The organism is Streptomyces sp. Y7 (assembly GCF_043195415.1).
Lineage (GTDB): Bacteria > Actinomycetota > Actinomycetes > Streptomycetales > Streptomycetaceae > Streptomyces.
In genome coordinates, this window is sequence record NZ_JBIDDQ010000031.1 from 15,646 (window position 1) to 29,224 (window position 13,579).

Genomic DNA, 13,579 nt, shown 5'->3' on the forward strand with positions numbered 1-13,579 from the left:
ATCAAGCAGCCAGCAGGTTCATACCCACTATGCGGTTGTGATCATAACTATCCGTACGTGCGCATCGATCGGCGCACAGCCGCACAAGGGGGCGCACTGGCCAATATGGTCGGGGCATGACGACCGACCCTGTGTCCTTCCCCCGACGGCACGCCCGCACCCAGAGGTTCACGCTCGGCGCGCCGCGCGCCTTCACGGTGTCGCCCGACGGTTCCCGTGTCGTGTTCCTGCGCTCCACCTCCGGTACGGACCCGGCGAGTTCGCTGTGGGTGCTCGACACGGTGAGCGGCGAGGAGCGCGTGGCCGCCGACCCGCGCGCCCTGCTGGGCGGCGCCTCGGAGGACCTCTCGCCGGAGGAGCGGGCGCGGCGCGAGCGCAGCCGTGAGGGCGGTGCCGGCATCGTCGGCCACGCCACCGACAGCGCCGTCGAGTTGGCGTCTTTTGCCTTGTCAGGGCGGCTTTTCACGGCCGAGCTGCAAGCCGGTACGGCCCGTGAACTCCCCGTCCCGGGGCCGGTGATCGACCCGCGCCCCTCCCCCGACGGGCGGCACATCGCGTACGTCGCGCGGGGCGCCCTGCGGGTGGTGGGCGCCGAGGGCGAGGGCGACCGTGCGCTCGCCGAGCCGGAGTCGGACGGCGTCACCTACGGGCTGGCCGAGTTCATCGCGGCCGAGGAGATGGCGCGCTACCGGGGCTTTTGGTGGAGCCCCGAGTCGGACCGGCTCCTGGTGGCGCGCGCGGACGACACGCCGGTGCGCCGGTGGTGGATCTCCGATCCGGCGCGTCCGGAGCGGGAGCCGCAGCAGGTGGCGTACCCGGCGGCGGGGACGCCCAACGCGGACGTCCGGCTGTTCGTGATCGGGCTGGACGGGGCTCGTACGGAGGTCTCCTGGGACCGGGCGCGCTACCCGTATCTGGCGCGAGTGCACTGGTCAGCGGCGGGTGCGCCACTGCTGCTCGTACAGGCGCGCGACCAGCTCAGCCAGCTGTTCCTGGCCGTGGACCCGGCCACGGGGACGACCCGGATGGTGCACGCCGACGAAGATCCACAATGGCTGGAACTTTTCCCTGGCGTGCCCTGCTGGAGCCCCGCCGGGCATCTCGTGCGCATCGCCGACGAGGGCGGCGCGCGCGTGCTCACGGTGGGGGAACGTCCGCTGACGGGACCGCAGTTGCACGTTCGCGCGGTGCTGGACGTGACCTCCGACGACGTACTGGTCTCGGCGTCGGCGGGCGAGGCCGCGGCCGAACCCGAGATCGGCGAAGTGCATGTGTACCGGGTGAACGAGCTCGGCGTGGAGCGCGTCTCGCAGGAGCCGGGGGTGCACGCGGCGGTGCGCGCCGGGGGCGTGACCGTGCTGGTGTCCCATACGCCGGACCGGCCCGGGGCCGAGGTACAGGTACTGCGGGACGCCGACCGAAGGGAGATGGGGGTACCCCCGGCCGGAGGCCGGGGGAGGATTGGCTCGGTCCGCTCCTATGCCGAAGATCCAGGTCTGTCCCCGCGCCTGACCCTCACCACAGGGGGCGCACGCCGCATCCCGTGCGCCGTGCTTATGCCTCGGGACTACGCCGGTGACACCCCACTCCCGGTTTTGCTGGATCCCTACGGGGGACCGCACGGCCAGCGGGTGGTCGCCGCCCACAACCCGCATCTGACGTCGCAGTGGTTCGCCGACCAGGGCTTCGCCGTGATCGTCGCGGACGGCCGCGGCACGCCGGGGCGCTCGCCCGCCTGGGAGAAGGCGGTCAAGGACGACATCGCGGCGGTCGTGGTGCAGGACCAGATCGACGCCCTGCAGGGGCTCGCCGAGCGGTTCCCGCTCGACCTGACCCGGGTGGCGATCCGGGGCTGGTCCTTCGGCGGCTATCTGGCGGGGCTCGCGGTGCTGCGCCGCCCGGACGTCTTCCACGCGGCCGTCGTCGGCGCCCCGGTCACCGACCTGCGCCTGTACGACACGCACTACCAGGAGCGCTACGTCGGGCACCCCGAGAAGCAGCCGGAGGTCTACCGGCGCAACTCGGTGATCGACGACGCCGGCCTGGTCGAGGCGGCCGAGCCGCACCGGCCGATGATGATCGTGCACGGGCTGGCGGACGACAACGTCGTCGTCGCCCACTCCCTGCGGCTGTCCTCGGCCCTGCTCGCCGCCGGCCGCCCGCACGAGGTGCTGCCGCTGTCCGGGGTGACCCACATGACCCCGCAGGAGGAGGTCGCGGAGAACCTGCTGCTGCTCCAGCTCGACTTCCTCAAGCGTTCGCTCGGGCTCGCCTAGACGGCAACGGACCGGGGTGACATGGCGCACCCCGGTCCGTTTACGGCACCCGCACGGCCGTACGCCGTACAGCCTGACGCGTCCGTATATCGGAGCCGGGTCGGTCAAGTTGCCTGCGTGTTAACGCAGTTGAGGCACCTTTGAGCGGGTATGGCCGCGCCGGTCACGACGCCTCGGCCCCGACCACCTGCTTCTCCTGCGCGAAATGGCACGCCGAGTCGTGCAGCGCGGGCCCGCCCGCCTCCCGCAGCCGTGCCGGTACCGCGAGCAGCGGCACCTCCTCGGCGCAGCGGTCGGCCGCCTTCCAGCAGCGGGTGCGGAAGCGGCAGCCGGAGGGCACGTTCGTCGGGGACGGGACGTCGCCGGTGAGGATGATGCGCTCGCGGCGCTCCCGGGCCTCCGGGTCGGGGACGGGCACCGCGGAGAGCAGCGCCTGGGTGTAGGGGTGCGTGGGATGGTCGTAGATCTCGGTGTCCCGGCCCCGCTCCACGATCCGGCCGAGGTACATCACCGCGACCCGGTCGGAGATGTGCCGGACGATCGACAGGTCGTGGGCGATGAAGACGTACGACAGGTCGAACTCGCTCTGGAGGCGGTCCATCAGGTTGACGACCTGGGCCTGGACCGACACGTCGAGCGCGGAGACCGGCTCGTCGGCGACGATGACCTCCGGGCGCAGGGCCAGCCCCCGCGCGATGCCGATGCGCTGGCGCTGGCCGCCGGAGAACTGGTGCGGATAGCGGTTGATGTACTCGGGGTTGAGGCCGACCACGTCCAGCAGCTCCCGGACCTTCCGGCGCCGGTCGCCCCTGGGCGCCACCTCGGGATGGATCTCGTACGGCTCCCCGATGATGTCGCCCACCGTCATCCGGGGGTTGAGGGAGGTGTACGGGTCCTGGAAGACCATCTGGATGTTGCGGCGTACGGCCTTCAGGGCGCGGCCGGAGAGCCGGGTGATGTCCTCGCCCTTGTACTTGATGGAGCCGGCCGTCGGGCGTTCCAGGTTGACCAGCATCCTGGCGACCGTCGACTTGCCGCAGCCGGACTCGCCGACGATGCCGAGGGTCTCGCCGCGGTGGAGGGTGAAGTCGACGCCGTCGACCGCCCTGACCGAGCCGACCTCCTTCCTGAACAGGACGCCCCGGGTGAGCGGGTAGTGCTTGACGAGCCCGCTGACCTCCAGAATCGGCTCAGCCATCGAGGCACTCCCTCCACAGGTGGCAGGCGCTGCGCCGGTCCTCGGAGACCTCGTACGGGGGCGGCACGTCGGTGCGGCACACGTCCTGGGCCATCGGGCAGCGAGGGTGGAAGGCGCAGCCCCGCGGGATGTCCATGAGGTTGGGCGGCAGGCCCCTGATGGCGCGGAGCTCGCGTCCCTTGAGGTCCAGGCGGGGAACGGAGTCCAGCAGGCCGCGGGTGTACGGGTGGGCGGGCGCCTTGTAGATGTCGTGGACCGGCGCCGACTCCACGATCCGGCCCGCGTACATCACCGCGATCCGGTCGGCGACGTCCGCGACCACGCCGAGGTCGTGGGTGATGAGGATCAGGGCCATGGCGTACTCGCGCTGCAGCTCCGCCAGCAGATCCATGACCTGGGCCTGGACGGTGACGTCGAGGGCGGTCGTCGGCTCGTCGGCGATGATGAGCGCCGGTTCGAGGGCGAGGGCCATCGCGATCATGATGCGCTGGCGCATGCCGCCGGAGAACTGGTGGGGGTACTGGCGGACGCGCTCCCTGGCGGCCGGGATGCGCACCCGGTCCATCAGCTCGACGGCCTTCGCCCGCGCGTCCTTCCTCGACATGCCCCGGTGCACGACGAACATCTCGCCGAGCTGCTCCCCCACGGAGAGCACCGGATTGAGGGAGGACAGCGCGTCCTGGAAGATCATCGCCATCTCGGCGCCGCGGACCTTGCGCCGCTCCTCCTCCTTCAGCTTCAGCAGGTCCCGCCCCTGGAAGAGGATCTCGCCCCCGGTGATCCGGCCGGGCGGTGTGTCGAGGATCCCCATCACGGCCTGCGCGGTCACCGACTTCCCGGACCCGGACTCGCCGAGCACGGCGAGCGTCTCGCCGGCGTCCACGCCGTAGCTGACCCCGTTGACGGCTCGGGCGACCCCGTCCCGGGTGCGGAACTCCACCTGCAGGTCACGCACTTCGAGCAGCATGCGGCGGCTCACCTCAGCTTCGGGTCGAGGGCGTCGCGCACGGCGTCGCCGAGCATGATGAACGCCAGGACGGTGACCGCGAGCGCCCCGGAGGGCCACAGCAGGGCGTGCGGCGCGTTGCGGATGTACGGGGACGCCGCCGAGATGTCGATGCCCCAGGAGACGCTCGGGGGCTTCAGGCCCACGCCCAGATAGGACAGGGTCGCCTCCAGCGCGATGTACGTGCCCAGCGCGATGGTCGCGACCACGATCACCGGCGCCACCGCGTTCGGGGCGATGTGCCGCAGCAGGATCCGGGAGTTCGAGGCGCCCAGGGCGCGGGCCGCCTGCACGTAGTCGTTCTGCTTGGCGGTGATGACCGCGCCGCGGGCGATGCGGGAGATCTGCGGCCAGCCGAGCAGCACGATGAAGCCGATGACGGGCCAGACGCTGTTGCTGGTCACGACCGACAGCAGGACCAGGCCGCCGAGGACGACCGGGATCGCGAAGAAGACGTCGGTGATCCGGGACAGGACCGAGTCCCACACGCCGCCGAAGAAGCCGGCGAGCGCGCCGAGGACCGAGCCGAGGAGGGCGACCCCGAGCGTGGCGCAGACCCCCACCGAGACGGACGTACGGGCGCCGTAGACCGTGCGGGTGTAGACGTCGCAGCCCTGTCCGTCGAAGCCGAAGGGATGGCCCGGTCCGGCGCCCTGCTGGGCCTTGGCGAGGTCGCACTGGAGCGGGTTGCCGGAGGCGATCAGCGAGGGCCACAGGGAGATGACGACGAGGAAGACGATGATCAGGGCCGAGACCAGGAAGACCGGGTTGCGGCGCAGGTCGCGCCAGGCGTCGGACCACAGGGACCGGGGTCTGCCCCCGGGCTCCGGCCCGCCGCCCGCCGCCCCCGCGGTGGCCGGCGGCCCGTTCTCCAGGATCTCCGTCTCGGTCGTGGCGAGGCCCGTCACCGCGCCCATCGCCGCGCCCGTCCCCGCGGCGGCACCCTCGGGCTCGAACGACGGCTCAGGCATAGCGGATCCTCGGGTCGAGTACGGCGTACAGGAGGTCGACGACCAGGTTGCAGAGCAGGAAGACGAGGACGAGGACCGTCACGAAGCCGACGACGGTCTGTGTGTTCTGGCGCAGGATGCCCTGGTAGAGCTGGTAGCCGACGCCGTGGATGTTGAAGATCCGCTCGGTGACGATCGCCCCGCCCATCAGGAAGCCGATGTCGGCGCCGATGAAGGTGACGACGGGGATGAGGGAGTTGCGCAGCAGGTGCCGGGTGACGACCCGGTGCCGGGGCAGGCCCTTGGCGATCGCCGTGCGGACGTAGTCGGAGCCGCGGTTCTCCGCGATGGAGGTGCGCGTCAGACGGGTGACGTACGCCAGGGAGACCGACGCGAGGACGAGGCCGGGGACGAGCAGCTCGTCGAAGGGGGCGGCCGGGGAGACGGACGGGCGGATCCAGCCCCACTCCACGCCGAGCAGCAGCTGGAGCAGCAGGCCGGTGACGAAGGTGGGGACGGAGATGACGACGAGGGTGAGCAGGAGGACACCGGAGTCGACGGGGCGGCCGCGGCGCAGGCCGGTGACGACGCCCAGGCTGATCCCGATGACGACCTGGAAGACGATGGCCACGATGGTCAGCCGGATGGTGACGGGGAAGGCCGTCGACATCAGCTCGGTGACCTCCTGGCCGTTGAAGGCCGTACCGAAGTCCCCGGTGAAGAGGTTCCCCATGTAGGTCAGGTATTGCTGCCACACGGGCTTGTCGAGGCCGAACTCCTTCCTGAGCTGCGCGGCCGTCGCCGGGTCGCACTGCCGGTCGCCGCACAGGCCCGCGACGGGGTCGCCCATCACGTTGACCATGAGGAAGATCAGCAGGGTGGCCCCGATGAACACCGGGACCATCTGCACCAGGCGCCGGAGGACGTACCCGCCCATGACGGGCTCAGCCGACCTTGATCTCGTTGTAGACGGGGACGCTGAACGGGTTGAGGGTCACGTTCGACAGCCGCTCCGACCAGCCGGCGCTGCCGTTCTGGTACCAGAGCGGGATGGACGCCATGTTGTCCCGGACGACCTCCTCGGCCCGCTGGAAGGTCTGCACGGCCTTGGCCACGTCGGTCTCGGCGTTCGCCCGGTCGATGAGCTTGTCGAACTCCTCGTTGGACCACTTGCCGTCGTTGGAGGAGGCGTTGGTGTAGTAGAGCGGCTGGAGGAAGTTCTGGGGCAGCGGGTAGTCCATCTGCCAGCCCGCCCGGAAGGGGCCGGAGAGCTTCTGGGTCGTCGACTTGCTGCGGAAGTCGGCGAAGGTGCCGATCGGGTTGCCGACGCAGGCCCGGTCGTTGTCCAGGGCGTTGTTGATGGAGTTGCAGACGGCGTCCACCCACAGCTTGTGGGAGCCGGTGTCCGCGTTGTACGTGATCTTCACCTGGCCGCCGGGCAGGCCGCCGCCCTCGGCGATCAGCTTCTTGGCCGCCGCCGCGTCGTACTCGCACCACTGACCGCACAGCCCCGCCTTGTAGCCGCCCTCGGCGCCGAGGACGGGTGAGGTCCAGTCGGTGGCGGGGGTGCGGGTGCCCTGGAAGATCGTGCGGGTGATCTGCTCGCGGTCGATGGCCCGGGACAGCCCCTGGCGGACCTTGACCGACCCGGCCTTGTTCCACTCCTTGTCGTAGTGGGGGAAGGACAGGGTCTGGATGATCCCGGCCGGGGTGTTGAGGTAGCGGTCGCCGAGGTCGCCGCGGACGTTCCTCAGCTGCTGGGCCGGTACGTCGTCGACGAGGTCGAGGTTGCCGGCCATGAGGTCGGTGTAGGCCGTGTTGTTGTCCGTGTAGACCTTCAGGGTGACGCCGTCGTTGCGTGCCGCGTCCTCGCCCGGGTAGGCGCCCCACTTCGCCAGCTGCATCTCGGAGCCCTTGGTGTACGACTCCACGGTGTAGGGACCGTTGCCGACGGGCTTGGACAGCCAGGCGGCGTGGTCGTCGAAGAACGCCCGGGGCAGCGGCACGAAGGCGTTGTAGCCGAGGGTGTCGGGGAAGCTGGAGAACTTCTGGCTGAGCGCGACGGTGAAGGTGCGCTCGTCGACCACCTTCAGCCCGGACATGGTGGCGGCCTTCTGCTCGCCCTGTTCCGGGTGCACCTGGTCGTAGCCCGCGATGTACCCGAAGAAGTAGGCGTTCTTCTGGTTGTTCCTCAGGCTCGCCCCGTAGTTCCAGGCGTCCACGAAGGACCGCGCGGTGACCTTCTCGCCGTTGCTGAAGGTCCAGCCGTCCTTGACGGTGATCGTGAAGTTCCGCGAGTCGGTGGTCTCGATCTTCTCGGCGAGCACGTCCTCGGCCTCGCCGGTCCTCGGGTCGTACTGCTTCAGCCCCCGGAAGATCATGTTGAGCACCTTGCCGCCCTGCACCTCATTGGTGTTGGCCGGCTCCAGCGGATTCTGCGGATCGGTCCACGAAGAGCTCAGCACCGCCCCGCCGGCGCCGGTGCTGCCACCCCCGCCCCCGCAGGCGGTCGTCGCGAGCGCAACCGCCATCGCGCATGCGGCCCATCGGGCGTGCGTCGCTCCACGCATGGAGTGCCTCCTCCGATACTGATCCAGTACAGGCCAATATCGAGTCATAAGCCGCATATCGCACATGGGCTCCGGCCAAAGGGGCGACACACCATCCGGATGCACGCATCGGCGCGGGCGACGAAACGGACTTCTCCCACCCACCCCCTTCACGCCCTCCGCCGATCTTTGACAGACCGCGCAATGGATCTTCGCCATCCGATGCCGAACCGTTGGATTGTGACCCTTGGATGTACACATTTCGGTACTGGAGCGTCCGCATAACGAACTCGTTGCCCGAATGGTCCAGTTGGTCCGAGTCAAGGCACGACTCCATCACGTTGCGCTACCCGCGTAGCTACGGAATGGTCAAGGCAGGGTAAAGAACGTAAAGAGACAACCAAGTCGGCCGAGAATTTATTGACCTTGAATGAATTGCGTTGAAAAAGTCCGGCGTAGCCCGTAGGGGAGCGTGCCCTGCGGAGTCATCAGACCCTCCCTTGGGCCAGGAGCACCATGACCCCCCCAACTCCATCCGCGGCTGCCCCGCTTGAGGCGACTGACGAGAGCATCGAGAAGTCGCCTTCGCCCTCCACCCATAAGGGCAGCGAGAGCCGCTCGCCGGGACGGCTGGCGTGGAACCGCTTCAAGCGGGACCGCACGGGCGTCATATCGGCGTACGTCGTGATCTTCTTCTTCGCGATCGCGCTCGGTGCTCCACTCATAGCCAAGCTGTACGGGAAGGATCCGTACACGACCTATGCGAGCAAGCAGCCCGAGCTGCTGAACGCCTTCGCGTACCCGGCGGGTCCGAACGGCGGCATCAGCTCGGACTTCTGGTTCGGCGTCGAGCCGCAGCTCGGCCGCGACGTCTTCACCTTCCTGCTCTACGCGATCCGCACCTCGCTGGGCATCGCCCTCGCAGCCACCGTGCTCACCGTCGTCGTCGGCGTGATCATCGGTGTCACCGCGGGCTATCTCGGCGGCAAGACGGACTACCTCGTGGGCCGGATCATCGACATCCTTCTGTCGTTCCCGTCCACCCTCTTCTTCATCGCCTTCATGCCTGTCGTGTACGGGCTCTTCGTCGCCCCTGACGAGAACATCCCGACCTGGCTGCGTGCCGCCGGCCTGATCATCGTGCTCTCCGCCTTCGGCTGGGCGTCCATCGCCCGACTGCTGCGCGGCCAGGTACTCGGCCTGCGCGAGCGGGAGTTCGTCGAGGCCGCCAAGGTCACGGGCGCATCACCGAGGCGTATCGTCTTCAAGGAGCTGCTGCCCAACCTGTGGACGCCGATCATCATCCAGTCCACGCTGATGCTCCCGGCCTTTGTGACCGCGGAGGCGGGTCTCGCCTTCCTCGGCGTCGGCATGATCGACCCGACCCCGGACTGGGGCGTCATGATCCAGCGAGGCGCCCAGTTCTACACCGAGGACCTCACCTTCATGCTCTTCCCGGGCCTGTCCATGGTGATCTTCGTGCTCGCGTTCAACCTCCTCGGTGACTCGGTGCGTGACGCACTCGACCCGAAGTCCAAGCGCTGACTCCGGCTCTTTTCAGGACCACGGCAAAGTCGCCGGGTGCCGGATCTCTCTCATCAACCCAACAAGGCAGGATGCGATGTCCTTCTCGCGTAGAAACTTCCTGATCGCCACCGGCGTGGCCGCGGCGTCCACCTCGGTGCTGAGCGCGTGCAGCAGCGGCAGCGAGGGCGGCTCGCAGGACAAGGCCCCGAAGGTGACGGGCTCCAAGACCACGGAGATCCCCGTCGGCACCAAGGCCGACTCCACCGGCCCCGCCCCCGAGGTCAAGGGCGCGGTCAAGGGCGGGACGATCTACTCGCTCCAGCAGTTCGACATGGACCACATGGACCCGGCGCAGATCTACGTCTCGACCGAGGGCGCCATCACCGTCCCGATCATGCGTGGTCTGACCGGCTACAAGCTGGACGACAAGGGCAACGCGATCCTGGTCGGCGACGCCGCGACCGACGCCGGCACCATGAAGGACGGCGGCAAGACCTGGACGTACACCATCAAGGACGGCATCAAGTGGGAGGACGGCTCCGACCTCTCCATGGACGACGTCCGCCACACCTTCGAGCGTCTCTTCGCCTCGTTCGTCACTGAGGGTCCGCGTTACGTCCAGGACTTCCTCGAGGGCGGCGACAAGTACAAGGGCCCCTACGAGGGCAAGAGCCTCGACTCCATCGAGATCGACGGCAAGAACATCACCTTCCGCCTCAAGGAAGCCCGCGTCGACTTCAACTACACGCTCGCGATGCGTGGTTACTCCCTGGTGCCGAAGAAGCAGGACACCAAGGAGAAGTACGACAAGAAGCCGTTCTCCTGCGGCCCGTACAAGGTCGACAGCCGTAGCATCGGCAAGTCGATGACCTTCGTGCGCAACGAGCACTGGGACCCGAAGACGGACCCGATCCGCAACGCCTACCCGGACAAGTTCCTCTTCCAGTTCGGCTACGAGCTGGTGGCGTCGACCGACCGCTGGATCGCGGACCAGGGCAACGACCAGTACGCGGTGCCGATCTTCAACGAGGTCGCCCCCGAGCGCCTCGCCCAGGTCCTCACCAACGCCGAGCTCAAGAAGCGCGTCCTCACCGCGGTCGACACGGTCACCTACTACTGGCCGATCAACACGACCCGCATCAAGGACGTCAAGGTCCGCCAGGCCATCAACTACGCCTGGCCGCACCAGCAGCTCCAGACCATCGGCGGCGGTGCCGCGTCCCAGGAGATCGCCACCACGATCTTCGCCCCGGTGACGCCCGGTTACACCAAGTTCGACCTGTACGGCGTGGACAAGAAGCCGGGCGGCAACCCCGAGAAGGCCAAGGCCCTGCTGAAGGAGGCCGGCAAGGTCGGCCAGAAGCTGGTCATCGCCTACCAGCAGTCGGACACCGCGGTGAAGACCGCCGTCGCGATCAAGAACGCGCTGGAAGAGGCCGGCTTCACGGTCGTCAACAAGCAGGTCGACAAGTCGACGTTCTACACCCAGATCGGCAAGATCGACAACGACTTCGACCTGTTCGCCGCGGGCTGGAGCCCGGACTGGCCGGGTGGCTACTCGCAGTTCTACCCCTGCTGGAGCGGCAAGAACATCGGCGACGGCCGCAGCAACTACGCCCAGCTGAACGACCCGGGCGTCAACAAGGCCATCGACGCCGCGGGCAAGATCGCGGACGTGGAGGAGGCCAACAAGGCCTGGGGCAACGTCGACAAGATGATCATGGAGCTCGCCGCGGTCGTCCCGGACTACCACAAGATCCGGAACTACCTGTACGGCTCCAAGGTCGGCAACGTGCTCTGGGACGCCGGCAACACCTGCGTCGCGCTCACCAAGCTCTACGCCAAGAAGTAAGCGAGCACGACCCCTTGGGGGCGGCCATCCCGTATGGCCGCCCCTGCGGCCCACCCCCCTCTACTTCCTCCCGGCGACGGCGCCCCGTCCGGAAAGTCACGCCTCATGTTCCGCTTCCTTGTCCGCCGAGTCACCGGCGCGCTGGTCATTCTGTTGATCATCAGCGCCATCACCTTCTGGCTCTTCTACGCCGTGCCGCGTGACCCCGCGATGATGTCCTGCGGCAAGAACTGCACGCCCGAGAACCTGGCGCAGATCCGGCAGAACCTGGGCATCGACAAGCCGATCCCGGTGCAGTACTGGCTGTGGCTCGTCGGCGTCTTCGTCGGACGCGACTACACCACCTGGGGCCACTGCGACGCCCCGTGCCTCGGGTACTCCTTCTCGAACAACGAGCCCGTCTTCGGCACGATCATGGACCGTCTGCCGACGACCCTCTCGCTCGCCTTCGGCGCGGCCGTCGTCTTCCTGATCCTCGGTGTCGGCGCCGGCATGATCGCGGCCCTCAAGCAGGGCAAGTTCCTGGACAAGTTCGCCAGCTCGGCCTCGCTGCTCGGCTCCTCGCTCCAGATCTACTTCGTCGGTTACATCGCGATGTTCTTCTTCGTCGCGCAGCTGGGGTGGCTCGACCAGCCGCAGTGGACGCCGCTCACCGAGAACCCGGCCGCCTGGTTCTCCGGACTGTTGTTGCCCTGGCTGGTCCTCGCGATCATCTTCACGGCCAACTACACCCGTATGACCCGCTCCCAGCTCGTGGAGCAGCTCAGCGAGGACTACGTCCGTACGGCCCGCGCCAAGGGTCTGTCCCGGTCCAACGTCTTCTTCCGGTTCGCCTGGCGCGGCGCGATGGGGCCCATCGTCACGGTGTTCGGCATCGACCTGGGCACACTGATCGGTGGCGCCATCATCACGGAGTCGACCTTCAGCCTCCCGGGCATCGGCCGGCTCGCGGTGAAGTCCGTCGACCAGAGCGACCTGCCGATGCTGCTCGGAGTGACCCTCCTGGCGGCCGGCGCGATCGTCTTCGCCAACATCATCGTCGACGCCGTCTACGCCCTCATCGACCCGCGGATCCGGCTCGCCTGACCACCGCCCCGGCGTGCCACCGACCACCCACCGGCAGCCCTCCCACCGCCCCACCGGGCAATCCCCTCGCATCACCCCTCCAGGAGCGTCCCCGTGACGAGCACCGATCAGCAGCCCTTCCTCTCCGTCAGGGACCTTCAGGTCCACTTCTCCACCGAGGACGGCATCGTCAAGGCCGTCGACGGGCTCTCCTTCGACCTGGCCAAGGGCAAGACGCTCGGCATCGTGGGTGAGTCGGGATCCGGCAAGTCCGTCACCAACCTGACGATCCTGGGTCTGCACGACCCGTTCCGCACCAAGATCGACGGCGAGATCCTGCTCGACGGCAAGGAGCTGCTCACCGCCTCCGAGCGGGAGATGGAGCGGCTGCGCGGCAACAAGATGTCCATGATCTTCCAGGACGCGCTCGCCTCGCTGTCGCCGTACCACACCATCGGCACGCAGATCGGTGAGACGTACCGCAAGCACACCGGTGCCTCCCGCAAGGAGGCCCGGGCGCGGGCGATCGAGATGCTGCGCCGGGTCGGGATCCCGCAGCCGGACATGCGGGTGGACGACTATCCGCACCAGTTCTCCGGCGGTATGCGCCAGCGCGCGATGATCGCGATGGCGCTGGTCTGCGACCCCGAGCTGCTGATCGCCGACGAGCCGACGACGGCCCTCGACGTGACGGTCCAGGCCCAGATCATGGACCTGCTCAAGGACCTCCAGCAGGAGTTCGGCACGGCGATCGTCTTCATCACGCACGACCTCGGTGTCATCGCCGACATCGCGGACGACGTGCTGGTGATGTACGGCGGCCGCTGTGTGGAGCGGGGTACCAAGAAGGAGGTGCTGGCGACGCCGCAGCACCCCTACACGCTGGGCCTGCTGAGCTCCATGCCGAGCCTGGACGGCCCGGTCGACGTGCCGCTCTCGCCGATCCCGGGTTCCCCGCCGTCGCTGCTGAACCCGCCCTCGGGCTGCCGTTTCCACCCGCGGTGCACCTTCGCCGAGAAGGTCCCGGGCGGACTGTGCTCCACTGAGCGGCCCGCGCTGGACGTGGTGGAGGGCCGGGGTTCCGCCTGCCACCTGCCGCTGGAGCAGCGCACGGACCTCTTCGCCGACTTCGCCGGATCCCGGCACTGACTGACGT

The 13,579-nt window shown here is 68.5% G+C and carries 10 protein-coding genes; 5 read left to right on the forward strand and 5 right to left on the reverse strand.

Features of this window, described 5'->3' with window-relative positions; genetic code table 11:
* Positions 1-116: 116 nt before the first annotated feature.
* Positions 117-2,276 carry a prolyl oligopeptidase family serine peptidase gene (locus ACGFW6_RS39540; protein ID WP_393521221.1) on the forward strand — a complete coding sequence of 720 codons (2,160 nt, stop codon included), beginning with the start codon at positions 117-119 and terminating at the stop codon, positions 2,274-2,276.
* Positions 2,277-2,439: 163 nt separating this feature from the next.
* Here ACGFW6_RS39540 and ACGFW6_RS39545 read toward each other — a convergent pair whose 3' ends face one another.
* Genes ACGFW6_RS39545 through ACGFW6_RS39565 form a run of 5 tightly spaced genes read right to left on the reverse strand, consistent with a single transcriptional unit; the run spans position 2,440 to position 8,000 of the window.
* Positions 2,440-3,474, reverse strand: coding sequence for an ABC transporter ATP-binding protein (locus tag ACGFW6_RS39545; RefSeq protein WP_393521223.1), 1,035 nt, complete (start codon positions 3,472-3,474; stop codon positions 2,440-2,442).
* A complete protein-coding gene (locus ACGFW6_RS39550; protein WP_393521225.1) occupies positions 3,467-4,441 on the reverse strand; it encodes an ABC transporter ATP-binding protein in 975 nt (324 codons plus the stop codon). The genes ACGFW6_RS39545 and ACGFW6_RS39550 overlap by 8 nt, the downstream gene beginning before the upstream one ends.
* 8 nt (positions 4,442-4,449) lie before the next feature.
* The gene (locus ACGFW6_RS39555) at positions 4,450-5,451 is read right to left on the reverse strand and encodes an ABC transporter permease (RefSeq protein ID WP_393521227.1); all 1,002 of its coding nucleotides are present in this window, start codon (positions 5,449-5,451) and stop codon (positions 4,450-4,452) included.
* The gene (locus tag ACGFW6_RS39560; protein ID WP_393521229.1) at positions 5,444-6,367 is read right to left on the reverse strand and encodes an ABC transporter permease; all 924 of its coding nucleotides are present in this window, start codon (positions 6,365-6,367) and stop codon (positions 5,444-5,446) included. Before ACGFW6_RS39560 ends, ACGFW6_RS39555 begins: the two co-directional genes overlap by 8 nt.
* Positions 6,368-6,374: 7 nt before the next feature.
* A complete protein-coding gene (locus tag ACGFW6_RS39565; RefSeq protein WP_393521231.1) occupies positions 6,375-8,000 on the reverse strand; it encodes an ABC transporter substrate-binding protein in 1,626 nt (541 codons plus the stop codon).
* A gap of 495 nt (positions 8,001-8,495) precedes the next feature.
* On the opposite strand from ACGFW6_RS39565, the gene ACGFW6_RS39570 reads away from it, so the two are divergent.
* From ACGFW6_RS39570 to ACGFW6_RS39585, 4 genes are all read left to right on the forward strand, one after another.
* The gene (locus ACGFW6_RS39570) at positions 8,496-9,524 is read left to right on the forward strand and encodes an ABC transporter permease (protein WP_126903316.1); all 1,029 of its coding nucleotides are present in this window, start codon (positions 8,496-8,498) and stop codon (positions 9,522-9,524) included.
* Positions 9,525-9,600: 76 nt separating this feature from the next.
* Positions 9,601-11,358, forward strand: coding sequence for an ABC transporter substrate-binding protein (locus ACGFW6_RS39575; RefSeq protein ID WP_393521233.1), 1,758 nt, complete (start codon positions 9,601-9,603; stop codon positions 11,356-11,358).
* A gap of 105 nt (positions 11,359-11,463) precedes the next feature.
* Positions 11,464-12,444, forward strand: coding sequence for an ABC transporter permease (locus ACGFW6_RS39580; RefSeq protein WP_393521235.1), 981 nt, complete (start codon positions 11,464-11,466; stop codon positions 12,442-12,444).
* Between the two features lie 93 nt (positions 12,445-12,537).
* Positions 12,538-13,572 carry an ABC transporter ATP-binding protein gene (locus ACGFW6_RS39585; RefSeq protein WP_330356065.1) on the forward strand — a complete coding sequence of 345 codons (1,035 nt, stop codon included), beginning with the start codon at positions 12,538-12,540 and terminating at the stop codon, positions 13,570-13,572.
* Positions 13,573-13,579 lie beyond the last annotated feature (7 nt).